The sequence below is a fragment of the Tunturiibacter gelidiferens genome (assembly GCF_051013345.1).
Classification (GTDB): Bacteria; Acidobacteriota; Terriglobia; order Terriglobales; family Acidobacteriaceae; genus Edaphobacter; species Edaphobacter gelidiferens_A.
This window is the reverse complement of record NZ_CP132939.1, coordinates 2,739,840-2,765,776: the sequence shown is the minus strand read 5'-3', so window position 1 is coordinate 2,765,776 and position 25,937 is coordinate 2,739,840. Positions and strand designations below refer to the sequence as shown.

The 25,937-nt window shown below is 59.2% G+C and carries 23 protein-coding genes and 2 pseudogenes; 10 read left to right on the top strand and 15 right to left on the bottom strand.

Annotated features, from left to right (window positions below):
- Positions 1-65: 65 nt before the first annotated feature.
- The 8 genes and pseudogenes from RBB80_RS13580 to rpsL all read right to left on the bottom strand — a co-directional run bounded on the left by RBB80_RS13580 (position 66) and on the right by rpsL (position 6,803).
- The gene (locus RBB80_RS13580) at positions 66-359 is read right to left on the bottom strand and encodes a 50S ribosomal protein L23 (protein WP_183975620.1); all 294 of its coding nucleotides are present in this window, start codon (positions 357-359) and stop codon (positions 66-68) included.
- On the bottom strand, positions 360-1,037 hold the full coding sequence (gene rplD, locus RBB80_RS13575) for a 50S ribosomal protein L4 (protein WP_433968737.1): 678 nt from the start codon (positions 1,035-1,037) through the stop codon (positions 360-362).
- A gap of 87 nt (positions 1,038-1,124) precedes the next feature.
- Positions 1,125-1,864 (bottom strand): annotated as a pseudogene (gene rplC, locus RBB80_RS13570) (50S ribosomal protein L3).
- A 94-nt stretch (positions 1,865-1,958) separates the two neighbouring features.
- On the bottom strand, positions 1,959-2,276 hold the full coding sequence (gene rpsJ / locus RBB80_RS13565) for a 30S ribosomal protein S10 (protein ID WP_013581294.1): 318 nt from the start codon (positions 2,274-2,276) through the stop codon (positions 1,959-1,961).
- Between the two features lie 119 nt (positions 2,277-2,395).
- A complete protein-coding gene (tuf, locus tag RBB80_RS13560; protein WP_179585644.1) occupies positions 2,396-3,583 on the bottom strand; it encodes an elongation factor Tu in 1,188 nt (395 codons plus the stop codon).
- A gap of 61 nt (positions 3,584-3,644) precedes the next feature.
- Complete coding sequence (gene fusA / locus RBB80_RS13555) at positions 3,645-5,744, bottom strand: elongation factor G (protein ID WP_433968735.1); 2,100 nt, start codon at positions 5,742-5,744, stop codon at positions 3,645-3,647.
- Between the two features lie 93 nt (positions 5,745-5,837).
- A pseudogene (gene rpsG, locus RBB80_RS13550) lies at positions 5,838-6,309 on the bottom strand (30S ribosomal protein S7).
- A gap of 107 nt (positions 6,310-6,416) precedes the next feature.
- Positions 6,417-6,803: a 30S ribosomal protein S12 gene (rpsL, locus tag RBB80_RS13545; RefSeq protein ID WP_123489299.1), complete on the bottom strand. Its 387-nt coding sequence runs from the start codon at positions 6,801-6,803 to the stop codon at positions 6,417-6,419.
- Positions 6,804-7,437: 634 nt separating this feature from the next.
- Here rpsL and RBB80_RS13540 point away from each other — a divergent pair.
- The 4 genes from RBB80_RS13540 (at position 7,438) to RBB80_RS13525 (ending at position 12,315) form a co-directional block, all read left to right on the top strand.
- Positions 7,438-9,201 (top strand): S9 family peptidase, encoded by a 1,764-nt coding sequence (locus RBB80_RS13540; protein ID WP_433968733.1) that lies wholly within the window; start codon positions 7,438-7,440, stop codon positions 9,199-9,201.
- The gene (locus RBB80_RS13535; protein ID WP_433969662.1) at positions 9,111-9,602 is read left to right on the top strand and encodes an alpha/beta hydrolase family protein; all 492 of its coding nucleotides are present in this window, start codon (positions 9,111-9,113) and stop codon (positions 9,600-9,602) included. Before RBB80_RS13540 ends, RBB80_RS13535 begins: the two co-directional genes overlap by 91 nt.
- A gap of 218 nt (positions 9,603-9,820) precedes the next feature.
- Positions 9,821-10,309, top strand: a complete 489-nt coding sequence (locus RBB80_RS13530; protein WP_433968732.1) for a hypothetical protein — start codon at positions 9,821-9,823, stop codon at positions 10,307-10,309.
- Positions 10,294-12,315, top strand: a complete 2,022-nt coding sequence (locus tag RBB80_RS13525) for a hypothetical protein (RefSeq protein ID WP_433968730.1) — start codon at positions 10,294-10,296, stop codon at positions 12,313-12,315. Before RBB80_RS13530 ends, RBB80_RS13525 begins: the two co-directional genes overlap by 16 nt.
- Positions 12,316-12,517: 202 nt before the next feature.
- On the opposite strand, the gene nusB is transcribed toward RBB80_RS13525, so the two are convergent.
- Both nusB and ribH read right to left on the bottom strand, forming a co-directional pair.
- Positions 12,518-12,940 (bottom strand): transcription antitermination factor NusB, encoded by a 423-nt coding sequence (nusB, locus tag RBB80_RS13520; RefSeq protein WP_353072311.1) that lies wholly within the window; start codon positions 12,938-12,940, stop codon positions 12,518-12,520.
- Entirely contained in the window at positions 12,940-13,821 is an 882-nt protein-coding gene (ribH, locus tag RBB80_RS13515; protein WP_433968728.1) for a 6,7-dimethyl-8-ribityllumazine synthase, read from the bottom strand. The genes nusB and ribH overlap by 1 nt, the downstream gene beginning before the upstream one ends.
- A 56-nt stretch (positions 13,822-13,877) precedes the next feature.
- Here ribH and RBB80_RS13510 point away from each other — a divergent pair, with 56 nt between their 5' ends.
- From RBB80_RS13510 to mctP, 3 genes are all read left to right on the top strand, one after another.
- A complete protein-coding gene (locus RBB80_RS13510; RefSeq protein WP_433968727.1) occupies positions 13,878-14,660 on the top strand; it encodes an enoyl-CoA hydratase/isomerase family protein in 783 nt (260 codons plus the stop codon).
- A 75-nt stretch (positions 14,661-14,735) separates the two neighbouring features.
- Positions 14,736-15,305, top strand: coding sequence for a hypothetical protein (locus RBB80_RS13505; RefSeq protein WP_433968725.1), 570 nt, complete (start codon positions 14,736-14,738; stop codon positions 15,303-15,305).
- Between the two features lie 103 nt (positions 15,306-15,408).
- Positions 15,409-16,920: a monocarboxylate uptake permease MctP gene (mctP, locus tag RBB80_RS13500; protein ID WP_433968724.1), complete on the top strand. Its 1,512-nt coding sequence runs from the start codon at positions 15,409-15,411 to the stop codon at positions 16,918-16,920.
- A gap of 202 nt (positions 16,921-17,122) precedes the next feature.
- Here mctP and guaA read toward each other — a convergent pair whose 3' ends face one another.
- From guaA to leuS, 5 genes are all read right to left on the bottom strand, one after another.
- A complete protein-coding gene (guaA, locus tag RBB80_RS13495; RefSeq protein ID WP_433968723.1) occupies positions 17,123-18,682 on the bottom strand; it encodes a glutamine-hydrolyzing GMP synthase in 1,560 nt (519 codons plus the stop codon).
- A 48-nt stretch (positions 18,683-18,730) separates the two neighbouring features.
- Positions 18,731-18,925 (bottom strand): hypothetical protein, encoded by a 195-nt coding sequence (locus RBB80_RS13490; RefSeq protein WP_433968722.1) that lies wholly within the window; start codon positions 18,923-18,925, stop codon positions 18,731-18,733.
- A 104-nt stretch (positions 18,926-19,029) separates the two neighbouring features.
- The gene (locus tag RBB80_RS13485) at positions 19,030-19,200 is read right to left on the bottom strand and encodes a hypothetical protein (RefSeq protein WP_179585662.1); all 171 of its coding nucleotides are present in this window, start codon (positions 19,198-19,200) and stop codon (positions 19,030-19,032) included.
- A 276-nt stretch (positions 19,201-19,476) separates the two neighbouring features.
- Positions 19,477-20,406: a hypothetical protein gene (locus RBB80_RS13480; protein ID WP_433968720.1), complete on the bottom strand. Its 930-nt coding sequence runs from the start codon at positions 20,404-20,406 to the stop codon at positions 19,477-19,479.
- A complete protein-coding gene (gene leuS, locus RBB80_RS13475) occupies positions 20,406-22,985 on the bottom strand; it encodes a leucine--tRNA ligase (RefSeq protein WP_433968718.1) in 2,580 nt (859 codons plus the stop codon). Before leuS ends, RBB80_RS13480 begins: the two co-directional genes overlap by 1 nt.
- A 232-nt stretch (positions 22,986-23,217) precedes the next feature.
- On the opposite strand from leuS, the gene RBB80_RS13470 reads away from it, so the two are divergent.
- The 3 genes from RBB80_RS13470 to RBB80_RS13460 all read left to right on the top strand — a co-directional run bounded on the left by RBB80_RS13470 (position 23,218) and on the right by RBB80_RS13460 (position 25,904).
- Entirely contained in the window at positions 23,218-23,553 is a 336-nt protein-coding gene (locus RBB80_RS13470; protein ID WP_433969661.1) for an acyltransferase family protein, read from the top strand.
- Positions 23,490-24,350, top strand: a complete 861-nt coding sequence (locus RBB80_RS13465) for an acyltransferase family protein (protein ID WP_433968716.1) — start codon at positions 23,490-23,492, stop codon at positions 24,348-24,350. Before RBB80_RS13470 ends, RBB80_RS13465 begins: the two co-directional genes overlap by 64 nt.
- A 165-nt stretch (positions 24,351-24,515) precedes the next feature.
- Positions 24,516-25,904, top strand: a complete 1,389-nt coding sequence (locus RBB80_RS13460) for an FAD-binding protein (RefSeq protein WP_433968714.1) — start codon at positions 24,516-24,518, stop codon at positions 25,902-25,904.
- Positions 25,905-25,937: the final 33 nt, after the last annotated feature.

The window sequence follows — 25,937 nt, the reverse complement described above, 5'->3', positions numbered from 1 at the left end:
CCGCGCTGCTAATCGCTTAGCTGCGCTTCGGTCCTGAATTCTGTTGCTGCGAAACAAACTCGCGCTTAGAGACTGTTGAGGTACTCCGGCATCTTCTCGCCATCCTTCAGGCGAACGTAAGCCTTCTTCCAATCGGGGCGGAAGCCGGCGAACTTGCCACGGCGACGCTCCTTGCCTTCAACGGTCGAGGTGCGAACACCAGTAACTTTGACCTTGAAGAGTGTTTCAACAGCCTGCTTGACTTCGGTCTTGGTGGCCTTCAGGGCAACTTCGAACACCAGAGTGTTCTGCGTCTCCTTGACGGTCATGCCCTTCTCAGTAATGAGGGGGCGGCGAATGACGGTGTAGAGAGTTGGCATTTACGCAACCTCCTTCTGCGCGGCAACCCTGCTGCGCTTCGAAACAAACTTCTTGAGAGTCTCCTGAAGAGCCTCGATAGCATCCTTCGAGAAGACAGCGTGCTCATAGCGGAGAAGGTCGTAAGGATGAACCTCAGAGCTGAGAACCAATTCAACACCCTGCAGATTACGCGAGCCGAGGTAAAGCTTCTCGTCGAGCTTGCGGCTGCTCTCAACAAGCAGAGTCGTCTTGCCAGCTTCGAGCTTGTTCAGCGCCGTGCGGAAGAGCTTGGTCTTCGCCTCGGGAACCTCGAACGAGTCGACGATGGTGAATTTACCATCGTTGATCTTCGCAGAGATCGCGGAGCGGAGTGCGCCCATCAGCTTCTTCTGCGGGAAAGCGTACTCGTAGCTGCGTGGCTTCGGTCCATGAACCGTACCACCACCACGCCAGAGCGGAGTCCGAATCGAACCAACACGCGCACGGCCGGTTCCCTTCTGCTTCCAAAGCTTCTTACCTGCACCAGAGACCTGATTGCGATTCTTGGTTGCGGCAGTTCCCTGCCGAAGAGCAGCACGGTAGTGCTTGACCGACTCCCACAAGAGGCCATCGTTGATCTCTGCCGCGAAGACCTCGTCGACGAGTTCGAACTCTCCGACCTTGGCTCCAGCGAGATTTACTACGTTGATGTTTGCCATCGTTCTTCTCTCTTTGCGCTCGCCATCGATGCGGCGAGCAATAACTTTGTTTGCGGCTTCATGGTGCAAGCCTTTTCAATCGATTACTTACTTCTTCTTGGACGGTGCAGCCTTCTTCGAAGCCTTCAAAGCATCCTTCGTTGCGGCGCCCGCAAATCCACGACGCTCGCGCGGTGGTGCCTTTGCCTTCGAGATCAACACGAAACCATCACGCGGGCCGGGTACAGCGCCTTCAACCAGCAGAAGGTTATCCTCAAGATCGATACCGCGAATACGCAGGTTGCGAACCGTGATCTGCGCGTGGCCCATGTGACCAGGCATACGCTGACCAGGGAACACACGCGACGGGAACGAGGAAGCTCCGATCGAGCCCTGCACCTGGAACATGTGGCCGTGCGACTTGGGACCGCCGCCGAATCCATGGCGGCGAATGACGCCAGCAAAACCGCGCCCCTTGGAGGTGCCGATCACGTCGACGAAACGCTCGTCGTTGAAGATGTCGACCAGAATGCGATCCCCAGCCTTGGCTGCAACCTTCTCCTCGCCTTCAGCAGACTTCACTGCTTCGAGCTCGACTTCCTTGATCATCTTGACGGGAGGAACGTTCGACTTCGCGAAGTGACCGGTCATCGCCTTATTGATCTTCGAAGCCTTCACGAAGTCAACATAGCCGATCTGCGCGGCTTCATAGCCGTCCTTCGCGAGCGTCTTGAGCTGCGTGATCACGCAAGGACCAGCCTTCAGAACGGTCACAGGGTGAATATCACCGCGCTCGTCGAAGATCTGCGTCATGCCAACTTTTTTCCGAGAATTCCTACTACTGACATTGGAGTTTCCTTTCCTCATCATGCTGAGCTCGAAGTTCAGCACTGCCGGGTTAGTACTTCTAAAGCGAACTAAAACATCTCGCCGAAAGATTCTTTACTTCTGAACCGTCTTGATCTCTACGTCAACGCCTGCAGGCAGATCAAGCTTCATCAGCGCGTCCACAGTCTGCTGGGTCGGCTCGAGGATGTCGATCAGACGCTTGTGCGTACGGATCTCGAAGGCCTCACGCGACTTCTTGTCGACGTGGGGCGAGCGAAGAACGCAGTATTTATTCTTCATCGTCGGCAGCGGAATTGGGCCCGCAACCTGAGCTCCGGTACGCTTGGCCGTCTCGACGATCTCGCCGGTCGAAGTATCCAGTACGCGGTAGTCATACGCCTTCAAACGAATTCTGATTCTCTGTCCTGCCATGGTGTGTCTCTTTCACGCTTCAAAGATCGTTTGGAGTAGCTGCCGGTGATAAACGTCTACACCTGCCGGCAGCCCTCGTTATTCTTGAAAAGCTAAAACTAACTGATGAAACACGTTCTTTACTTGATGATCTCGCTGATGGTGCCGGCACCGACGGTGCGTCCGCCTTCGCGGATGGCGAAGCGCAGACCCTTCTCCATCGCCACTGGCGTGTGCAGCGTGATCTCCAGCTGGATGTTGTCGCCGGGCATGCACATCTCGGTGCCCGCAGGAAGCTTCGCCGAACCCGTCACGTCCGTCGTGCGGAAGTAGAACTGGGGACGGTAGCCGTTGAAGAACGGAGTGTGACGTCCGCCCTCTTCCTTCGACAGCACGTAAACCTCGCCCTTGAAGTCGGTGTGGGGCTTGATCGAACCGGGCTTGGCCAGCACCATGCCGCGCTCCACATCTTCCTTCGCAATACCGCGCAGCAGAAGCCCCGCGTTATCGCCCGCCAGACCTTCGTCCAGCTGCTTCTTGAACATCTCGACGCCGGTGCAGACCGTCTTGCGGGTCTCGCGGAAGCCCACGATCTCGCAGTCCTCGCCAACCTTCACCTTGCCGCGCTCGATACGGCCCGTGACCACAGTGCCACGACCCGAGATCGAGAAGATGTCTTCGATCGGCATCAGGAACGGCTGGTCGACCGCACGCTCAGGCTGCGGAATGTACTTGTCCACCGCTGCCATCAGCTCGTCGATCTTGGCCTCCCACTGGGCTTCGCCATTGAGCGCGCCCAGTGCAGAGCCGCGGATGATCGGAGTGTCGTCGCCAGGGTAGTCGTACTTCGACAACAGCTCGCGAACTTCCATCTCCACCAGCTCGATCAGCTCTTCGTCCTCGACCGCATCGCACTTGTTCAGGAACACGACGATGAAGGGAACGCCAACCTGACGCGCCAGCAAAACGTGCTCTTTGGTCTGGGGCATCGGGCCGTCGGTCGCTGCAACCACCAGGATCGCGCCATCCATCTGCGCCGCTCCGGTGATCATGTTCTTGATGTAGTCCGCGTGGCCGGGGCAGTCGACGTGCGCATAGTGCCGGTTCGGGGTCTCGTACTCGACGTGCGAGGTCGCAATCGTGATACCGCGCTCGCGCTCTTCAGGTGCGTTGTCAATCGTGTCGAACGAACGGAACTTGTTGTTCGGGTTGTGCTTGGACAACACCTTCGTAATCGCCGCCGTCAGCGTCGTCTTGCCATGATCGATGTGCCCGATCGTCCCGATGTTTACGTGCGGCTTTGACCGGTCAAACTTTTCCTTGCCCATGACTGCTCTCCGTGTTTCCGTGTTTCGTTGACTTCTAAATTCCTGAAGACCAATCCCGCGATTATTTTGCGTTTGCTTCTTTGCCCTGCACCTTGGCAATGATCTCTTCCGAGACCGAGCGAGGCGCTTCTTCGTACTGCTTGAACTGCATGGAATAGTTAGCGCGACCCTGCGTTGACGACCGCATGTGAGTGGCGTAACCAAACATCGTGCTCAGTGGAACAGTGGCCTTGATCGCCTGTGTACCGCCGACCATCTCCATACCTTCGATACGTCCGCGACGGCTGTTGAGGTCGCCGATGATCGTTCCCATGTACTCCTCGGGGACAGTCACTTCGACCGACATTACCGGCTCCAGCAGAACCGGCTTGGCCTTGCGGGCAGCTTCCTTGAACGCCATCGAACCGGCGATCTTGAACGCCATTTCATTCGAGTCGACATCGTGATAGCTGCCGTCGTACAGCGAGACCTTGACGTCCACCATCTCGTAGCCAGCCAGAACGCCACGCTGCATCGCATCCTGAATACCCTGATCGATCGGCTTGACGTACTCCTTCGGAATCGCGCCGCCCTTCGTATCATTAGTGAACTCATAACCCTTACCCGGCTCGTTGGGCGAGATACGGATCTTGCAATGGCCGTAGTTACCCGAACCGCCGGTCTGACGGATGTACTTGCCTTCAGCATCAGAGTTCGTGCGGATGGTCTCGCGATAGTTCACCTGCGGCTTACCAACATTGGCTTCGACCTTGTACTCACGCATCATGCGGTCGACGATGATCTCAAGGTGCAACTCGCCCATTCCGGCGATGATCGTCTGACCCGAATCGATATCCGTGCGGACGCGGAACGTAGGATCTTCCTGCGCCAGCTTGGCGAGAGCCATACCCATCTTTTCCTGGTCAGCCTTGGTCTTCGGCTCCACAGCCACCTCGATAACAGGCGCCGGGAAGTCGATCGACTCAAGCACTACAGGATGCTTGTCCGTGGTGATCGTGTCACCCGTGACGAGATTCTTGAGACCAACCGCAGCGCAGATATCGCCGGCGAGGATCTCAGTAATCTCTTCGCGCTTGTTGGCGTGCATCTTCAACAGACGGCCGATACGCTCCGTCTTGCCGGTACGCGGATTCAACACCGAGTCGCCGGTCTTCAACTGACCCGAGTAGACGCGGATGAAGATCAGCTGACCAACGAACGGGTCGGTCATGATCTTGAACCCGAGCGCCGAGAACGGCTCGTTGTCATCAGCCTTGCGGATAACCTCTTCTTCCATATTGTCGGGGTTGTGCCCGATCATGGGAGGAATATCGAGCGGGCTAGGCAGGTAGTCGACAACCGCATCAAGCAGCGTCTGAACACCCTTGTTCTTGAACGAAGAACCGCAGAGAACCGGGAAGATGTTCATCGCGATCGTCGCTTTGCGGATGCCAGCCTTGAGCTGTGCCTCGGTCGGCTCCTGGCCTTCGAGATAAAGGTGCATGATCTCGTCGTCAGAGTCAGAGACAGCTTCAATCAAGAAAGCACGCGCAGCCTTGGCCTTCTCGAGCAGGTCAGCAGGAATCTCTTCCACCGAATACTCAGCGCCCATGGTCTCGTCGTGCCAGTAGATGGCCTTCATGGTAACGAGATCGACGACACCAAGAAACTTCGCCTCTGCACCAATCTGAATATTGATCGGAACCGCGCGCGCGCCCAGACGATCAACGATCGTCGAGGTCGCGTAAACAGCGTCCGCACCGGCTTTGTCCATCTTATTAATGAAACAGATTCGCGGAACCCGGTACTTGGTCGCCTGGCGCCAGACCGTTTCAGATTGGGGCTGCACACCGGCGACGGCATCGAAGCACGCAACCGCACCGTCGAGAACGCGGAGCGAGCGTTCCACCTCGGCGGTGAAATCTACGTGGCCAGGCGTATCGATGATGTTGATGCGGATGTTCTTCCAGGTGCAGGTCGTAGCCGCGGAGGTGATCGTAATGCCACGCTCCTGCTCCTGCTCCATCCAGTCCATGGTCGCAGTTCCCTCATGCACTTCGCCGATACGGTGCGTGATGCCCGTATAGAAGAGAATGCGCTCGGTCGTCGTCGTCTTGCCGGCGTCGATGTGCGCCATGATTCCGATATTCCGGCAACGATTCAGAGGTGTAGTGCGTGCCACGATCTATCTCTCATCTGCGAGCGTCTGCTCGCGGTAAAAACTGCGTTGAACCTAAAAACTTGAAAGACAAAGCTCTACTGAAAAGCTTCTTCCCTACCAGCGGTAGTGCGCGAATGCCTTATTCGCCTCGGCCATACGGTGGACGTCTTCCTTCTTCTTCATCGCGGCACCACGGCCATTGGCGGCATCGAGCAACTCAGCAGTAAGCTTTTCAACCATGCCCTTCTCGCCACGCGCGCGGCCATAGGTTACAAGCCAGCGGATAGCAAGCGAGGTGCGGCGCTCCGGCAGAACTTCGATCGGCACTTGGTAATTCGCACCACCAACACGGCGGCTCTTGACCTCGAGAAGCGGCTTGCAGTTCTCGATCGCCTTCTTCAAACAGCTTGAGGGCTTCGTCGCCACCCTTCTGCTCAAGGTTGGTCATGGCGGTGTAGAAGATGCCCTGAGCGGTCGACTTCTTGCCGCCCCACATCATCGAGTTAACAAATTTCGTGACCAAGGTCGAGTTATAAACCGGGTCTGCAGCAACTTCACGCTTTGCGATGTAGCCTTTTCTTGGCATTGCTTTCTCTTCTCGTCTTCCTTCAGGACCGTAGAACTCTCAAGCCCTGAACCTGATTTATGCAGCCGGCCGAACTCAGCCTGCTGAGTTGATCTAAAAACCACAAACTACTTCGCGGCAGCAGCCTTGGGACGCTTCGCACCGTACTTCGAGCGGCTCTGCTTCCGGTTGGCAACGCCGACCGAGTCGAGCGTTCCGCGAACCACGTGATACCGAACGCCCGGCAGATCCTTCACGCGGCCGCCGCGGATCAGCACAATCGAGTGCTCCTGCAGGTTGTGGCCGATGCCCGGAATGTAGGTCGTGACCTCAATCCCGTTGGTGAGGCGGACACGCGCAACCTTGCGGAGAGCCGAGTTCGGCTTCTTCGGGGTCTGGGTGTAAACGCGGGTGCAAACACCACGGCGCTGGGGAGAACCCTGAAGCGCGGGGCTGGCGGTCTTATAGCGAGTGGGCGTGCGGCCCTGCTTGACGAGTTGATGGAACGTAGGCACTAGAACTCCTTGTTAAGGCGCGCGAAACATTTACAACCAAACTTATGTGAGACGTGCAGGTAGGATTGAGCTTCGCCTCTTGCCATACACGCAAAAAAGTGAGAACGCTGAAGCGTCTCTGACGAAGATCTTCCCTGCTGCGTCTGTAAACCGGTACAACAAACCAGACGTAAACAGTCGACGGTGGCCGAGCGCCTTTCCTCAACTTTCAAAGGATGAGCCGACTCCGTTTCGCTGTCCCGGCCCGCATAGCCCATCCAGGGTGGAGGGTGTCGCAGGCACGATTGCGATAGGCCGCAGACCAACGACATTCAGATCCGATGAATCAAACGAATCACTGATCGGGAATGTCCTGCGGTGAATCTCTTGTATCCAGTATAGCGCAATCATTCGCCACCCGTCTTGCGACAGGAAACGAACCTAAGATCGCGTGGGTTTTTCTCCACCCATCCGTGCGTTGAGCTTCCTCTACGACACGGTCCGGATACTCGCGGAACCTTTTTACAATATCAACATGGTGGCAAAACGTCAAATTTTCGGACGATTTTCCCATCAAAAATCGCCGATTGCACAAGCCACAATGCAGCCGCCACGCCTATGACAAAAGAACGTCCCTCCATGCTAGGCTTTTCGAATGGCTTTGGTCGATCTCCGCAAGCGTTCCCTCTCTTTCACTCTTATCGCCTTCACCGCAGTATCGATCGCAGGAAACGCCTCCGGAGCGCGTGCTGAGGTCAATGCAACCACCTCAATTCCGAAAGATCCACGGATCGGCGCTCTGATCGAGACCCTCGGCCAGACCAGAACCCCTTCCGCTGCCGCCATCTCGCCCGATGGGTCCACCGTTGCCTGGTCGGTCCGCACCCATGACGGCACCCAGATTCACCTCACCGACGTGGCAAACCCGGACCCCGCGAAGGAAAAGATCGTCTCCACCGGATCGGGAGCGGCAAACTGCAGCAGCTCGGATCCAAAGTGGTCGCCCGACGGAGAGTCCCTGGCCTTCGTCTCCGACTGCACCGCGAAGACCGACCAACCCGGACAGGATCAAGTTTTCCTCTGGTCCAGAAGTTCCGGCGAGTCGAAACAACTCACCCATCTCACAGGCAACATCGACTCTCTCGCCTGGTCGCCTGATGGCAAATCCATCGCCTTCCTGTTCGTCGAGAACGCCACACGCAGCGCCGGAGCCCTGTCCGCTATGAAGCCCTGGTCCGGCGTCATCGGCGAAGACGGAGTCGAGGTGCAGCGGATCTATGGCGTGGATGTCGCTTCGGGCCTGGGAAACTGGATCTCGCCTGACCGGCAACTTCACGTCTACGAGTTCGACTGGGCTCCCGACTCACGCAACATCGCATACATCGCTGCCGACGCGCCAGGCGAAAATAACTGGTGGATCGCAAAGCTCTACACGCAATCGGTCGGTTTCATCGCCGCATGCGGCGAATACGAAAACACCGACGACAAGGGCCAGAAGAGAACGATAAAAATGTGCAAGGAAGCCGGAGCGCCGATGGGAGTTCCCACTGCGATCCTCGATCCCGTCACAGTCTCCGGCCCCCTCCACGGCCTACAGATCGCCGTCCCCCGCTTCTCCCCCAACGGCAAGCAGATCGCCTTCATCGGCGGCATCATGAGCGACCAGGGTTCCACCGGCGGCGATCTCTACCTCATTCCATCCGCCGGCGGCGAACCGAAGAACGTAACCCCAGGCCGCGCCGCATCGATCGCCTACTTCGGCTGGGCTGGCCCGGAGATCATCGCCATCGCCGAACAGGTTGGCGGCAGCAGCCACCTCACCGCCCTCGACCTCGCAACCGGCGCCGATATCCCGCAAGCCAGCGTCACCTTCCCCGAAACCATCGGTGCAGGCGGCATGGAGATGAGCGTATCGCTCTCGCACGAACGAACCATCGCGCTGATTAGAAGCTCTTACGAGAGAGCCCCAGAGGTGTGGGCTGGTCCGATCCACGACCTGAAACAGATCACACATCTGAACGACGGCATGAAGCCTTCCTGGGGAAAGACCGAGAACATCGAATGGACCAACGATGGGTTCAAGGTCCAGGGATGGCTGCTCTATCCCGCCAACTACGACCCGGCAAAGAAATATCCTCTCCTGGTAAGCGTGCACGGCGGACCCTCAAGCGCCGTCACGCCCCGCTGGCCCGGCGTCGGTTACGGCGGCGCGCCATTTTCGGCACTCGGATACTTCGTCTTCATGCCCAACCCACGCGGCAGCTACGGACAGGAGAGAAGTTCACGCAAGCCAACGTTAAGGACTTCGGCTACGGCGATCTTCACGACATCCTCACCGGAATGGACGTCCTCGAAAAACGCTTCCCCATCGACAAAAATCGTGAAGGCCTTACTGGCTGGAGCTACGGCGGCTTCATGACCATGTTCGGCGTCACGCAAACCACGCGCTTCAAAGCCGCGGTCGCCGGAGCAGGCATCAGCGACTGGAAGAGCTACTACGGCGAAAACTCCATCGACCAGTGGATGGTGCCCTTCTTCGGCAAGACCGTCTACGACGATGCCGACGTCTACGCCAAGAGCTCCGCGATCGAATACATCAAGAAAGTAAAGACTCCAACCCTGGTCGTCGTAGGAGATCGCGACGGCGAATGTCCCGCTCCGCAGAGCTTCGAGTTCTGGCATGCGCTACGTGCCGAAGGCGTAAAGACGCAGTTGGTGATATACCCGAACGAGGGGCATGCATTCCACGATCCCGCACATCGGAGAGATGTCCTGGAGCGTGCTCTGAACTGGTTCGAGACAGAGATGCCCGCAAACTAGACGATTCGTCTTCAAGCCTCGCTCCCTTCAACTTTTTCCGCTGAAGGGAGCGATCTTCACACGATGCGAAATGACTGGTTGGATCGTCCAACCAGCGTTCGAGTATTATGCCCGGAATATTTGCTTCCGGTCTGTGCAGCTTTTACACTATGGGTTCAGCTATTCAGCGGTTGCGGTGTGACCGTTCAGCTTGAGTTCTGGTTGGACGGGGAGGTTCAATGCGTCGGTTTACCACGTTAGTCTTTCTTCTGCTTTTCACGATTCCTTTCGGCGTCTCCATTTCGGGTTGTTCCAAGAAAACAGCCACAGTCTTCTGCAACGGCGGAGACACCGGCCCTGCCGTGGGTCAGGTGTCGAACATCGCGTTACAACCCAAAATCTTCGGCGTCTCGCTGAACTTTGCGCAGATCGGACAGGTCACCACACCGACTGCAATCGATTGCAAGGGCACAGCCGTGACGGTGTCGAGCTACACCTATGCCACCTTTCTCCCCAACGGCCAGCCGGACATGACCATCGCCGATGTCCAGCCGACCACTGGCCGGCTCTGCGCAGGCACCTGGAACAGGAACACAGGCGGCGGCATCGCAGACTTCACCACCTGCAACCCCACCAACAAATCCGGCACAGTCTATGTCGTAGCAAACGGTGGCGGAGTCAGCAGCAACCCCTCCCGATCTTCGTCCATCCCGTGGTCACCAACGTGACCCTTGGGCCGCTCTCGACCGACTGCATTAACGATCCGGCGACCAACTGCAGCCCTGCGGCCTTCATCACCCAGACCACGACCTGCGCACAAACCACCAATGGCAACGGGTGCTGCGCCGTCCCGGTTACACCCACAGTGAACGCAGTCGCCGCAACAGGTTGCGTCTCTCAGTTCGTCACCACTCAGCTTGCAGCCAGAGTGTTGGCCGGAAACGGCGCGAATATCAGCTGTCAGGTAGGTCATCTTTCCTACGCCCCGCAGACCGCTTCCGTCGTGACCATCGACCAGAACGGCGTCGCCACCGCGCAACAGCCGGGATCGACTGTAATTACAGCAAACATCGCGAATGCCGGAAGCTCCGCTGGCTTCTTCTCCACCTGCCCGCCCGTCTCGATCGCCCTCACCGCCTCCAGCGGCACAAGCAACTTAACCAGCGTGACCGTAAATCCCAACAACGTTCAACCGATCAAAGCCGTGCCAACGGATGCGCACGGAACAATCCTCACTGGACTCGTTCTCAACTTCGAGTCCACAACTCCGACGACCATACCCGCTGCTTCCGCCGCCTCGGTGACCCCCATCTTTCCCGGCGCCGCCGCCATCACCGCCGTCTGCCAGCCGCCCACCTGCAACCCGTCCCCGTTCAACCAGATTGGCCTCTTCGGCAACGGAAAAGCAGTCACCTCGAATCCTGTCCTCGTTACAGCCCCTGGCACCAATAGCACCAATCTGTATATCGCGAGCACGAACTCGTTTTATCTCGTGCCAGTGGACTTCACTCAGACTCAGCTCGGTAACCCGGTTCGCCTGCCCTATCAGCCCAACTCCATGGTCATCAGCAACGACGGCAGCGCCATCTTCATGGGAAGCGCCTTCGAGCTCATGACCTTCAATGCGGCGTCCAACAGCATCGCCGCCCAGGACACGACCGTACCCGGCACCGTCCTCGCAGTCTCGCCCGACGGCACAACGCTGGTCCTCACCGACCCAATCCGCCAGTTCGTCTATCTCTACAGCACCAGCGGCCGCGCCACCGGCACCACCGGCACTACCGGCACCACCACCACCACCGTCGGCGGTATTCAGACGCAGTACGGCGGCGTTGCCACCCACGCCGTCTTCTCGCCAGACAGCACAACCGTCTACATCACACTCGGCGATTACAACTCTTCGACCGGCGTCACGACTCCCAACAATACGTTGCTGGTTCACTCCAGCTTCACCGGCTGGTATCAGACCACGTCATCTCAACCGACCACCGACGTGGCCATCGGTGTGCCAAGCGTAGGAGCCTTCTTCGGCGGCAATCCAACCACGGCCCGCTCCTACTGCCCGGTAACCACCACGGTAGGCGTCCCTCCGACAACCTCCTCGACCACGACCAACCTCTTCTACCCCGATGCCGGAGTGCTCGGACCGCAGACCGATCGAATTGCCACCACCAACGATGGCCTTCACGTTCTCGGCGCGACCGTCACGCCGACTCCAACCCTGATCGACCTAGCCATCGGAACCCCAGCCAGCGCTACCGCTGCCGCCGCACCACGGTTGCCGATCGGTGCCTGCCCGGCAGAGGACACCCCACCGCAGAAGTTCCCCACCTCCACCGCCTTCACAGGTGCGCTTCCCGGCGTCACCGCCTCAGCCATCACCGGCGTCTTCCCAACCTCGGACTCGAAGGTCGCCTTCGTCACCTATCTGGGTAGCGGAGCGGTTGTGCCGACCTATACCCCTCAGCCCACCGGTGCCGGAACCCTGGGAAGCATCCCTCTGTCGACCGCGCTCGGCACTCCCATCGCACCGGTCACCGGCGTAGTCAGCGCAGACAACCTGACCTTCTTCGCAGGGACCTCGGGAGACAACGCCGTCCACCTCATCACCAAACAAACCGACGGTACCTACAAGGACACGACAACCCCCATCGCACCGAAGCTGCCAGACGTGAACGGAAACATCGTCACTCCGAACCTGCTGGTACAGAAGCCACGCAAGGCCACTTCCTAGAATCGGTCCTGCCGGACGGGCGCCCTGCGCGGGCAGTGGTCACTTCGTGACGTGTGTACCGGTCTCGGCTGGACTAACCCTCAGGCCCTCCCGTTGGTCGGCACGGAATTTAGCCTGCGACCAACGGAAGCACCTCGCGAAGCTATTACAAGTCACGAAGTGACCGCCGCCCGCGCAGGGCGCCCGTCCGGCAGGACACCGTCTACGCGAGCCGCTTCTTCAGCAGATCACGCGCAATCGCATCCAGAACACCATTGAGAAAGTGAATCGACTCAGGCGCAGCGTATCGCCGTCCAATCTCCAGCGTCTCGTTGATGATGATCGCAGCAGGTGTATTCGGAAAGCCCAGCATCTCCGCCACGGAGGCACGCAGCAGGTTTCGGTCGACCACCGGCATCCGTTCCAGTCGCCAGTTCTGCGCGTGCTCTTCGATCAGCTTGTCGATCTCTTCATCGCGAGTCGTTGCAATCCGATAAAGATCCTCTGCAAATCCACGCGTCTCGGCATCGACATCTTCAACCGAAGCCCAAAAAAGCTTCTGGACCTCCGCGGGCGACTGCTTGCCCAGGTCTCCCTGAAACAACATCTGCATGGTGAGTTCGCGCGACTTGCGGCGTGTCCCCATTAGCTCTTCCCCTGGCCGTTCTGCGCCGCGAGCTTGCGCTGAATCGACACCATCTCAATCGCCGCGCTGGCCGCCTCGAAGCCCTTATTTCCTGCCTTCAGCCCCGCGCGGTCGAGCGCCTGCTCCAGCGTCTCGCAGGTCAGTACACCAAACGCATGAGGAACCCCAGTCTCCTGCTGCGACTGCCCGATCCCCCGCGCCACCTCATTGTAGATAGCCTCGTAGTGCGCCGTCTCCCCTCGAAGCAAACATCCCAGCGTAATAATCGCGTCGAACCTCTTCGACTCCGCGAGCGTGCGCGCAGCCGACGGAACCTCCCACGCCCCGGGAACACGAACAATCTCAATGTCCTTCCGTGCAGCGCCGCTACGATGCAGCGCATCGAGAGAGCCCTGTAGAAGCCGGTCGGTGATCACGGTATTCCAGCGCGTCGTCACCACGGCGAACCGCATATTCGCAGCGCTCAAGTCGCCTTCAACAGCCTCAGGCTGGCCGTGAAGCGGATTCTCCGACTGCCAAAAGCCAATCCTCAGCTCTGAAGTGATCTGCACGGTGAAGAGCCTGCTGTTCCAGTGCGTCAACTCAGCATCGGAAAGAACGTCCCGGATCTCTTCCGTACGATAACTAGCAAGCAGCCACGTCTCCACCAGCGAACGGATGTGATCCAGCTGCGTGACCTCGATCAGCACTGTTGGCACCGCCGGTTCCCGGCCCGTGACAAACTCGAGATTGCCAATCGGCGCAAGAAATGCAGCACCGCGGCCCTTCGCATCCTGCCATCCTTTGCCCTGTTCGAAGCCAAGGGCAGAGAAAAGGCTCGAGATCCGGTCGAACTCAGCCCCTGACGCAATCGCGCTGACGTGCGTAATTCCCTTAATCATAGATTCGATTGTATCGTCTGGAGTGCGACGCGACATCGCCGCGAGAGGAGAGGTCTGTGAACTACGAGACGTTGTTGTGCGAGATAAAGGATCAGGTAGCGCGAGTGACCCTGAACCGTCCCCAGGTGCTCCACGCCCTGAACACCCAGGTCTTCAACGAACTGGAAGCCGTCTTCACAGCGCTCGCCGCGGACCCAGCCGTTCGGGTCATCCTCCTCACCGGCTCCGGCGAGAAGGCATTCGCAGCGGGCGCAGATATCAAAGAACTCGCCGCCACAGACGCAGCCGCAGGAGAGGCAAAGGCGCGCCGCGGCCAAGGCGTCTTTCGCCTCATCGAGACCTGCGGCAAGCCCGTCATCGCCTGCATCAACGGCTTCGCCCTCGGCGGCGGCTGCGAGCTCGCCATGGCTTGCACCATGCGCCTCGCCAGCGAAACCGCGCGTCTCGGCCAGCCCGAGGTAAAGCTCGGCCTCATCCCCGGCTACGGCGGAACCCAACGCCTGCCACGCCTCGTAGGCCAGCCCATGGCGCTCAAACTCCTCCTGACCGGCGAGATGATTGGGGCCGCCGAGGCACTCCGAATCGGACTGGTTGATGAGGTCCTTCCTCCAGACAAGCTGATGGAACGAGCAGAGACTCTAGCCAGAGCAATCGTCGGCATGGCCCCACTGGCCGTCGCCGGTTGCATCGAAGCCGTGCAAAACGGAGGCGAAATGACCCTCGAAGAAGCCATCGACATGGAAGCAAAGATCTTCGGGCGGCTCTGCGGAAGCTCAGACAAGGAAGAAGGCACGAAGGCCTTCCTGGAAAAGCGCTCCCCCATATGGACAGGACGATAATTCTCCAATCTTTGCAGACAATTCCAGGGAATTTTGACCTTTTGATCGATGCCATGGCTTGGTATGCTGGTCATCGTGCCCAGATATTCGCCACTCCGACACTCGCTACCCAGATACTCGCCGTTTACCGCTGCCCTTCTGCTTCCGCTCGCCCTCGCCGGCTGTTCCCGGCCCGCCATCCCCAACGTCGCCGAGCAGAATGCGCTCGCCGCCGAACACCAGCAGGAGACTAACCTCGCGCGCCAGCAAATGGAGCTGATTCCGCCTCCTTCGAAGACCCGCTACATGGCGGTAAAGAACCTGAATCTCTGGGAGAATCCCTACCTCACCGTGCAGGGCGCAATGGCAACGCTGCACGTGGTCGTCGCCGACTCCAACACCAGTGGCCTCGGTGTGGGCGGAATGTTGCGGCCCATCGGCGCGCGTCGCCGCGACCTGAACGTCCGCGTAGTCGACCTTCCTACCGCGCTCAATGCAATCCCTGAAAACTCCTGGCCCTATGGGCGCGTCGTCGCCGTCGAAGAGGCGCACGAGGTCCCCGTCGCCGCACGCCCGGAGGTTCGGCGAAACATGGAGGCCGTCATCAAAACACTCAACGACCTCGGCGTAGTCGTCTATGAGTGGACCGAGAACGGACGGAGTTAACTCAGCCAACTAACCTCACACCGCGCAACTGATCATCCCCTGCCAGTTGCGCTAAGATCCTCTTACCTTTGAGTGCAGCAAATCTTTAGAGCTGGGTGAACGATTGCAACTGCATACGACGGCACTGGTAGTCTTCAGTTTTTTCTTCCTACTTGTAACGCTCGCCGGATTCTGGGCTGCACGATGGCGAAGGCCGAAGACAGGAATGGGCTCGCTCGAAGAGTGGGGCCTCGCGGGCCGGAGCTTCGGCACCTGGATCACATGGTTTCTCATCGGTGGCGACCTCTACACCGCCTACACCGTCATCGCGGTCCCCGCAGCTCTCTACGGCGCAGGCGCAATGGGATTCTTCGCGGTTCCCTACGCAGTCATCACCTATCCCTACATGATGCTCGTCCTGCCGCGCCTCTGGACAGTATGCCATCGTCACGGTTACATAACCTTTGCGGACTTCGTCAGCGGCCGCTACGGCAACCGCTGGCTTACCATCGCGATCGCGCTCACCGGCGTCCTCGCCCTCATGCCCTACATCGCGCTGCAACTAGTCGGCATCCGCGTCGTCATCGGAGCCATGGGCATCCACGGCGAGTGGCCCCTCGCAACCGCATTCGTCATCCTTGCCGCCTACACCTACTCCAGCGGCCTCCGCGCCCCAGCCGTCATCGCCATCGTCAAGGACGTCATGCTCTACGTCATGGTCCTCGCCGCGCTGATCTACATCCCCTACAAACTCGGCGGCTACGCACGAGTCTTCGAACTCGCCAATCAACTCCTCGCACACCACACGCCAACCGCCACCATCTACCTGAGGCAAGGCCAATTTCTCGGCTACTCGACCCTCGCTATCGGCTCTGCCATAGCGCTCATGCTTTATCCGCACACCGCAACTGCAGTCCTCAGTGCGCAGAGCGCCAACGTAGTCCGCCGCAACGCCGCCATGCTCCCCGCCTACAGCTTTCTCCTGGGACTCATCGCGCTGCTCGGCTATCTCGCACTCGCCGCAGGAGTCGTCACCAAAGATCCCAACCAAGCCGTACCGCTTCTCTTCCTCAAGATGTTTCCCGAGTGGTTCGCCGGCTTCTGCCTGGCCGCCGTCGCCATCGGAGCACTCGTCCCCGCTGCCATCATGTCCATCGCCGCCTCCAATCTCTTCACACGCAATCTCTACGGCGCGCTGATCCAGCGAAAGATGCTCCCAGAAGAAGAGTCCCGCATGGCCAAGATCGTGTCGCTGGTCGTAAAGTTCGGCGCACTGATCTTCGTCCTAAAACTGCCCGCACCCTACGCAATCGAGATGCAGTTGCTTGGCGGAATCTGGATGGGCCAGCTCTTCCCGTCGGTTGTGCTCGGGGTCTTCACACGATGGTTCAATCCCTGGGCTCTGCTCGTCGGCTGGGCGGCAGGCATGTTCAGCGGCACAGCCATGGCGGTAGCTCTGGGACTAAAGAGCTCGGTCTACCCGCTACACCTCTTCGGCAGCACCTACCCGATGTACGCAGCCGTACCCGCCCTGCTTCTGAATCTCGCCGTCTCCGCGCTGCTGACCGTATTATTCCGCGCGATGAAGCTGAACGCAGGAACAGACATCACCGACGCTGCAGCCTACGTAGGCTAGCTCTGTCCTGCCGGACGGGCCTCCTGCGCGGAGAGCGGTAACTTCGTGACGCGTATACCGCTCTTGGCGGGACTAACTTTTTAGGGCCTCCCGTTGGTCGGCACGGACTTTAGCTCGCGACCAACGGGAGCACCACGCGAAGCTTTCACAAGTCACGAAGTGACCGCCCTCCGCGCACGAGGCCCGTCCGGCAGGACAAGCGTCACTCCCATTCAATCGTCCCAGGCGGCTTCGAAGTAATGTCATACACCACCCGATTAATCCCCCGCACCTCACTCACAATCCTGCTAGAAATCGTCCTCAACACCTCATACGGCAGCGGAGCCCAGTCCGCCGTCATCCCATCCTCGCTCTCAACCGCCCGCACCGCACACGTATTGGCATACGTCCGCTGATCCCCCATCACCCCCACCGACTTCACCGGCAGCAGCACCGCAAAGCTCTGCCAAACCTTCCGATACAGTCCAGCCTTCTTGATCTCATCCACCACAATCTGATCTGCCTCCTGCAGCATCGCCACCCGCTCCGCCGTCACCTCGCCCAGAATCCTCACCGCCAGCCCAGGCCCAGGGAACGGCTGCCGCTCAATAATCTCCTCCGGCATCCCCAGATCCCGCCCAATCCGCCGCACCTCATCCTTGAACAAGTCCCGCAGCGGCTCAATCAACTTCAGCTTCATATCCGCAGGCAACCCTCCAACATTGTGGTGGCTCTTGATCGTGTGACTAGGCCCATGCACGCTGCTCGACTCAATCACATCCGGATAAAGCGTCCCCTGCACCAGCCACGCGACCTCCTCCCCCGCACTCTTCTCCGTTTCAAAGATCTTCTTTGCCTCATCATCAAACACAGCGATAAACTCGTTCCCAATCACCTTCCGCTTCCGCTCCGGATCGGTCACGCCCGCAAGCTTCTCCAGAAACCGCTGCGAAGAATCCACAGCAACCACATTCAACCTCAACTGCTCGCGCATCGTCGTCTGCACCTTCAGAAACTCATCCTTCCGCAGCACGCCGTTGTTCACAAAGATGCAAGTCAGCCGATCCCCAATCGCCCGTGCCACCAGCACCGCAGCCACACTCGAATCCACGCCTCCGCTCAACCCGCAGATAGCATGGCCCGTTCCCACCTGAGCCCGAACCCGCTCCACCGTCGACTGAATAAAATGTTCCGGCGTCCAATCCTGCTCCGCCCCGCAGATATCCAGGCAGAAGTTCTTCAGCAGTTCCATCCCCTGCCGCGTATGCGCCACCTCAGGATGAAACTGCACCGCCCAGATCCTTCTCGCCTCATCCGCAATCCCCGCCACCGCATTCGAGGTCTTCGCCGTCAGTTGAAATCCCACCGGCAGCGTCTCCGCCTCATCGCCATGCGACATCCACACATCCAGCGTCCCTGGCAGCCCGCGAAACAGCGGCGTCTCCGCCACCACCGTCACCTCGGCGTGCCCATACTCCCGCGCCGCGGCCCCCACCACCTTCCCACCCAGATGATGAACAATAAACTGCAGCCCATAGCAAATCCCCAGCACCGGCGCACCCATCGCCAGCACACCCTCATCTGCATTCGGCGCATCCGCGTCATACACAGAGCACGGCCCGCCCGAAAGAATCACACCCTTCGGGTTCAGCGCCTTCACCTGTTCGAGCGGAGCCGTACAAGGCAGTACGACAGAAAATACATTGAATTCACGAATACGCCGCGCAATCAGCTGCGTATACTGCGACCCAAAATCCAGAATGACGATCGTTGAGGTATCCACCTACCCAGTGTAAACGTGGGGGCGACGCCTCTCCTCAGAGGCCTCTCCTCAGTAGAGGCCGGGCCCGCGTCGGTACTCCGAGTTCCTCAATCGCGCACTCTCCATGCCGCTCACCACGCCAATCCCCAGCATGATCACCGCAATGGCAACAATGTACGACTCAGGAATATGACTCAGATAAGCCAGATAAGACACACCGGCGATCAACAGCAGATACGCGAGTACATACAAGGCAGAGGACATGATCTCTCTCCAAAGGGGGATGAGGGGCCCATGCAAAGATAGGATGCAGTATCTCCCGCCTAAAGGGAAAAAACTTTAGTACCCGGATGTCCGCGGCTGTCTCGCTAGCTGGGGTCTTTATGTCGTGTAGTCTGCACACCCGTCACAACGCCGATTCCCAGCATGATCACCGCAATCGCCACAATGTAGTGTTGAGGAATGTGCATCAAGTGAGCCAGATAAGCCACACCTGCAATCAGAATCAAATAGCCAATCGCATAGATCCCAAATGACATACTCAACCTCCGCTCTATAAGCCGATTCCCGTATGATGCAGAATCTGCGTGCCGTCGAGAGGAAAATCTTCTGAGTAGGTGTCCTGCCGGACGGGCGCCCTGCGCGGGCCGCGGTCACATCGTGACTTGTGTACCGGTCTTGGCAGGACCGACACCTTGGTCCTCCCGTTGGTCGGCACGATTCAACCTGCGACCAACGGGAGCACCACGCGAAGCTATTACAAGTCACGAAGTGACCGCGGCCCGCGCAGGGCGCCCGTCCGGCAGCACAGCTACTCAACCTTCGTAAGCCCGCCAAAGCTGCAGATAAGCCACCTGCCGAGCCACATGGAAGAAGTCAGATCCAAGAAAATAAAGAACTGTAACCCCCACCCACCACCACAGCAAGAACTCCGGAGTCGTCACACTCTCAAACGGCAGCGGAGTCGCCGAAAACACCATCGCCAACACAATCAGCGCAATCTTCACGATCCCCATCACCAGATTGATCTCCACCAGCTTTGACTTCAACGCCCCCAGCCGAAACGCCGCCGCCAGACTCCCCGCCACACCTAACCCACGCAACATCGCCACTAACGGAGCCACAGACAGCGCCCAGCTCACCACCGCCCACAGCGTAAACAGCCCCAACGTCGCCACAATCACCAGCGAAAAATACGCCACCAGGTTCGGCTCTCCACCCAGCGCAATCGGTCCAGTCACCGTCCACGCCGCCACCCGCTCCATGCACCAGAACCACACGGCAAAACTCCCCAGCAGCGCCACCACCCGCACCGCCTGCAACACAATCAGCGTCCCCACGCGGGCATGCAGCCGCCCATCCGCCCGCCGCAACACCACCGTCCGCCCCGCTGACGACACCACCACCCACGCCACCACCAGCAGCGGAGCCAGCCACATCGCAACACCAAGTACCTGCGGCACCAGCAGCGCCAACGCCTTCGCCAGCGTCTGCGCCGACCCCAGCGGATCCACCACCGTCATACTCTTCAGCCCCGCATAGTCCAACGGCGTCGCCTGCAAAATCTTCAACCCCTCATACCGCAGCAACAGCAGCATCGGAATTCCATAGGCCCACCGCCACAACACCTCCAGCGCCGTCAGCGAAGGCCGCCGCCAGCACTCCGAAAGCGTATGCACAAACGACTGCGTCCCCCGCACAGTCCCAGCGGCCACCACTACTCCATCCTGCGGCAACTCGCCCACTACTTCACCACAAGATTCACAAGCTTACCCGGCACCACAATCACCGTCACCACAGTCTTCCCTTGAATTCGCGCGATCACCTTAGGATCAGCCAAAGCCGCAGCCTTCACCACAGCCTCGTCGCTGCCAGCAGGCACCTTCACCACTGTCACCAGCTTGCCGTTCACCTGCACCGGAATCTCAACCTCCTCCTCCCGCGCAAGCTCCTCGTCCACCACCGGCCACGCCGTGCGAAACACCACACCTTCGCCACCAAGCTGCTCCCACATCTCCGCCGCAAAGAACGGCGCAAACGGAGCCAGCAAAAGAATCAACCCGCGAAACACCTCAGCCAAAGCCGCCGGCGAAATCTCGCCAGCATCCATCGCAGCTTCGTTCGCCGTAATCTCGTTCACCAGAATCATGATGGCCGAGATGGAAGTATTGAAGTGCCATCGTCCATCGAAATCCTGGGTGATCTTCGCAACCGTCCGATGCAACCGCCGCAACAACACCTGCTCGTGCGGAGAGCTTGCACTCTCGCGTGAAGCACCGTTGGCCGCGCGTGCAGCATCGGAGTACTTCGTCGTCAGCCTATATACCTTCCCCAAGAACCGCGAGATCCCCGCAACCCCTTCCTCCTGCCACTCAAGATCACGATCCGGCGGAGCCGCAAACAGCGCATACATCCGCGTCGCATCCGCCCCGTACCGCCCAATCATGTCGTCAGGCGACACCACATTGCCCTTCGACTTCGACATCTTCGCGCCGTCTTTGATCACCATCCCCTGCGTAAACAACCTCTCCGCAGGCTCATCGTTCCTGATCAATCCAAGATCCCGCATCACCTTCGTCCAAAACCGCGAGTAGATCAGATGCAGAATCGCATGCTCCACTCCGCCAATGTATTGATCGATCGGGAACCAGTAGTTCGCCTTCTCCGAATCAAACGGCGCCGTCGCATTCTTCGCGTCCGTATACCGGTAGAAATACCAACTCGAATCGACGAACGTATCCATCGTGTCCGTCTCCCGTCGCGCCACTCCACCGCACTTCGGGCACGTCGCATTCACAAACTCCGGCACTCGGCCCAGCGGCGACCCGTTCGTCTGCGTGATATCAATCTGCTCCGGCAGCACAATCGGCAGTTCGCTCTCAGCCACCGGCAAGGGCTCGTCCGGCGAGCACTGGTCGCAGTACACCACTGGAATCGGCGTCCCCCAGTACCTCTGGCGACTCACACCCCAATCCTTCAACCGATACGTAACCGTAGGAGTACCAAATCCATTCGCCTTCGCAAACGCAGCCATCTTCTCCTGCGCCTCAAGGCAGTTCTCTCCAGTCCACTGGCCGGAATCGATGAGCACCGCCTCATCTTCACCGGTATACGGCAGCGATAAATTATTTGAATCAATATTAGGAGCAATTACCCGGCGCACCGTCAGCCCATACTTCTGCGCAAACTCAAAGTCCCGCTCGTCATGTGCCGGCACGCTCATAATCGCGCCCGTCCCATAATCCGCCAGAATATAGTTCGCCACCCAGATCGGCACCCGCTCCCCGTTGAACGGATTCACCGCAAACCGCCCCGTATTCACGCCATGCTTCTCAATCGCACCCAGCGCATCCGTCTCTCGCGCCTTCTGCTGCTCAGCCAGCAACGCCTCAATCTGCACCCGCAGCGCGTCATCCTCCAGCGCAAACGCCTTCGAGACCGCATGCTCCGGCGCAAGCTGTACCGACGTCGCCCCAAAGATCGTATCCACACGCGTCGTGAAGACAGTGATCTTTGCATCACCATCCGCAACAGCAAAATCAACATGGGCTCCTTCACTCCGCCCAATCCAGTTCCGCTGCATCGTCCGGACCTTCTCCGGCCAACCCTCCAGCTTATCGAGCCCGTCCAGCAGCTCATCCGCATACTTCGTAATCCGCAAAAACCACTGCGTCAGATCGCGCAGCTCAACGACCGTATCCTCATGCCGCCAGCAGCGTCCGCCGATCACCTGCTCGTTCGCCAGCACCGTCTGGCAATCCGGACACCAGTTCACCTTGCTCTTCTTACGGTAGGCCAGCCCCTTCTCAAACATCTTCAAGAAGAACCACTGATTCCACCGGTAGTACTCCGGCAGACAGGTCGTCACCTCGGTCGTCCAGTCGAAGCCCATCCCCAACCGCTGAAACTGCTTCTTCATCGCAGCGATGTTCGCAAACGTCCACTCCCGCGGCGGCACGCCATTCTTCAGCGCAGCATTCTCCGCCGGCAAACCAAACGCGTCCCACCCCATCGGGTGCAGCACGTTGTACCCGCGCATCCACATATGCCGAGCCAGCGCATCGCCAATCGCATAGTTGCGCACATGCCCGATGTGCAGCGCGCCGCTCGGGTACGGCAGCATCTCCAGGCAGTAGTACTTCGGCTTGCCCGAGTCATGCGCCTCTGCCGCATACAGCGAAGCATCCGCATCCCACCGGGCCTGCCACTTCGGCTCGATCTCAGCGGGGCTATATCGCTGCGGTTGGTTCCCCTCCGCACCAGAAGAACTATCCTCAATATTCACTATTTTCCCGTCGATTTCGCTCGTTCGTGTCTCAGGCATACTCATTCGATTGTAACCGTCCAGCCCGTCCCAACGTTTCCCGCACCATCCGGCCACCCTTCGACTCACCGAGCGAACGCGTTATGCCAGGCAACCAGACACGCAATCCTTCCCGAGAGCGATTTGTCTTGGTGGCCTCTCCGCAAATAACCGATAATCCAGACATGCCTCCGGCCTCCCCGCGCAGCCCGTCTCTTCCGGCGACCCAGAAAATCCTGGCGGATTTCAGCACATTCCAGCACTCGACGGCATACGAGGCCTCGCCATTCTCCTGGTTCTCTTCTTTCACATCTTCTCGTCCAACCCAGAAACCGGCTCAAAGCTCTTAGACCTTCTCAATCAGTTCCGCGAATCCTGCTACCTCGGCGTCAATCTCTTCTTCGTTCTCTCCGGCTTCCTCATCACCGGCATCCTGCTGGACACACGCACCCGCCCCCATTTCTTCAAAACCTTCTACGCTCGCCGAGCCCTCCGCATCTTCCCCTCTACTACGGCGTCCTGCTTGTGCTATTTCTCCTCACCCGACCTCTACACTTCGTCTGGTCAGGCTGGCCGTTCTACTTTTTGACGTACACCGCCAACATCGTCCCCTGGAACGTTGGCCCTCTCACTCTGCACCCTTTCAACATCAATCACTTCTGGTCCCTCCAGGTAGAGGAGCAGTTCTACCTCGTCTGGCCATTCCTCGTCTATCGCTTCAAGCGCCTCCAGACCCTCATCAACTTCTGCCTCCTCACATGCCTGGCGATCCTCACCCTCCGCATCGTCCTGGTAGCCCTGCGACCCCACCTCAACAATCTCTACCTCGCCTACTCCCCCACCTTCTCCTGCGCCGACAACCTCCTATTCGGATGCAGCCTTTGCATCCTTCTCCGCACCTCCGCTCGCCAGCGCCTACTGGCACTCGCTCCCCGCATACTCGCAATCTGCGCGACAATTCTTCTTCTCACCGGCCTCCGCTATCACGGCCTTGTATGGGAGACGAACTTTTTCGTCCCCACCTTCGGCTTCACTCTCGTCGCCATCTCCTGCGCGGCTCTCATCGCCATGGCCCTGCGTCCCGGCTCAAAGACCCAGCAACTCTTCGCCAATAGGACTCTGCGTTTCTTCGGTAAATACAGCTACGGCATCTACGTCTTTCACTACTCGCTCGATACCATGCTCACCAGTCCTACACGTCTCTACGTCGGCACTCATCTCCACTCCAAAGCCCTCGGGGTTGTCGCCGGAGCCTGTGTCGTCATGGCTGCTACCATCCCCGTCGCGCTTCTCAGCTACCACGTCTACGAATCCCGTTTCCTCGGCCTCAAACGGTACTTCAGCTACAACAAAAAAGAAGCAACCACGCCCCTCCAGGCGACCTGAGCGATCGCTCCTCTCCCGCCGGACCAGACGTTCCAGCATTCCTCCGGTCGAACCCCTTGCATCGCTCCCATCGAATCCCTATAAAGGCCTGACCGACAATCTCGCGGTGGCTGCACGCTCCATCCGGAAACCAGGCGCAGGATTCACTCGAAACGAGTATGCGACATGAATAAACGACAGTTCCTCAAAGGCTCCTGCTCCATCCTCACCGGAACCATGCTCTCGCGCTTCGCCTCGGCAACCGAAGAGCAAACAGGCCTGCAGTCCGCCCTGCAAGCCGCTCACCAGGCCGCCCCGCGGACCAACTGGGCCGGCAACCTCACCTTCCATACCGACACTCTCTATCAACCCAAAACCACCGAAGACGTCCAGCAGATCGTCAAAAGCTGCGACAAACTACGCGCCCTTGGCCGCGGCCACTCCTTCAACGCCATCGCCGACAGCACCCACGCCCAGATCTCCCTCAAGCAGCTCGACTCCATCGACATCGACGCCAAAGCCCGCACCGCCACCGTCGGCGCAGGTGTCACCTACGGCAAGCTCGCCCCCATCATCGACGCGCAGGGCTTCGCCGTCCCCAACCTCGCCTCGCTCCCTCACGTCTCTGTCATTGGAGCCTGCGCCACCGCCACCCACGGCTCCGGCAGCAAGAATGGCAACCTCGCCACCATCGTCTCCGGACTCGAACTCGTCACCGCCGAGGGCAATCTCCACATCCTCTCCCGCGCCAAAGATGGCGACCACTTCCTCGGCCAGGTCGTCAACCTCGGCGGCCTTGGCGTAGTCACCAAAACCACTCTCGACCTCCAGCCTACTTTCCAGGTCGCACAAGTCGTCTACGAAAACCTCTCCTTCTCTCAGCTCGAACATCACCTCGACGAGATCTACCTCAGCGGCTACAGCGTCAGCCTCTTCACCAACTGGCAAAATCACCAGGCCACCGAAGTCTGGGTCAAACGCCGCCTCGACCCCGGCGCTAGCTCTGTAAAATTCGAGCCCGAGCTCTTCGGTGCGAAGCAAGCCAAACAAAAACTCCACCCCGTCGCCGGCCACTCCGCCGAAAGCTGCACCGAACAACTCGGCGTCCCCGGCCCCTGGTACGAGCGCCTCCCCCACTTCAAGCTCAACTTCACCCCCAGCAGCGGAGCCGAGATTCAGACCGAATACTTCGTCCCCCGCGAGCACGCCTACGAGGCCATCCTCGCCGTCGAACAACTCCGCGACCGCATCACCCCGCACCTCTACATCACCGAGCTCCGCACCGTCGCCCCCGACAACCTCTGGCTCAGCATGGCCTACCAGCGCCCATCCCTCGCCATCCACTTCACCTGGAAGCCAGAGAACGACGCCGTCCAGGCCCTCCTCCCACTCATCGAAGAAAAACTAGCCCCCTTCAACGCGCGTCCCCACTGGGCCAAGGTCAACACCATTCCGCCCGCAACCCTCCAGCGTCTCTACCCCAGGATGCCCGACTACAAAGCCCTCCTCAACCAATACGACCCACAAGGAAAGTTCCGCAACCGTTTCCTGGACACCAACATCTTCAGCGCCTGATGACCGCCCCACACGAATCCATGCCGCAGCATC

Bases quoted from the DNA above. Each gene is read 5' to 3' on its own strand.
- RBB80_RS13530 (WP_433968732.1), top strand. From the start codon at position 9,821: ATGCGTCGGTTTACCACGTTAGTCTTTCTTCTGCTTTTCACGATTCCT.
- RBB80_RS13490 (WP_433968722.1), bottom strand. From the start codon at position 18,925: ATGTCCTCTGCCTTGTATGTACTCGCGTATCTGCTGTTGATCGCCGGT.
- RBB80_RS13460 (WP_433968714.1), top strand. From the start codon at position 24,516: ATGAATAAACGACAGTTCCTCAAAGGCTCCTGCTCCATCCTCACCGGA.
- leuS (WP_433968718.1), bottom strand. From the start codon at position 22,985: ATGCCTGAGACACGAACGAGCGAAATCGACGGGAAAATAGTGAATATT.
- RBB80_RS13485 (WP_179585662.1), bottom strand. From the start codon at position 19,200: ATGTCATTTGGGATCTATGCGATTGGCTATTTGATTCTGATTGCAGGT.
- tuf (WP_179585644.1), bottom strand. From the start codon at position 3,583: ATGGGCAAGGAAAAGTTTGACCGGTCAAAGCCGCACGTAAACATCGGG.
- rpsJ (WP_013581294.1), bottom strand. From the start codon at position 2,276: ATGGCAGGACAGAGAATCAGAATTCGTTTGAAGGCGTATGACTACCGC.
- ribH (WP_433968728.1), bottom strand. From the start codon at position 13,821: ATGATTAAGGGAATTACGCACGTCAGCGCGATTGCGTCAGGGGCTGAG.
- nusB (WP_353072311.1), bottom strand. From the start codon at position 12,940: ATGGGGACACGCCGCAAGTCGCGCGAACTCACCATGCAGATGTTGTTT.
- rplD (WP_433968737.1), bottom strand. From the start codon at position 1,037: ATGGCAAACATCAACGTAGTAAATCTCGCTGGAGCCAAGGTCGGAGAG.
- RBB80_RS13580 (WP_183975620.1), bottom strand. From the start codon at position 359: ATGCCAACTCTCTACACCGTCATTCGCCGCCCCCTCATTACTGAGAAG.
- RBB80_RS13540 (WP_433968733.1), top strand. From the start codon at position 7,438: ATGGCTTTGGTCGATCTCCGCAAGCGTTCCCTCTCTTTCACTCTTATC.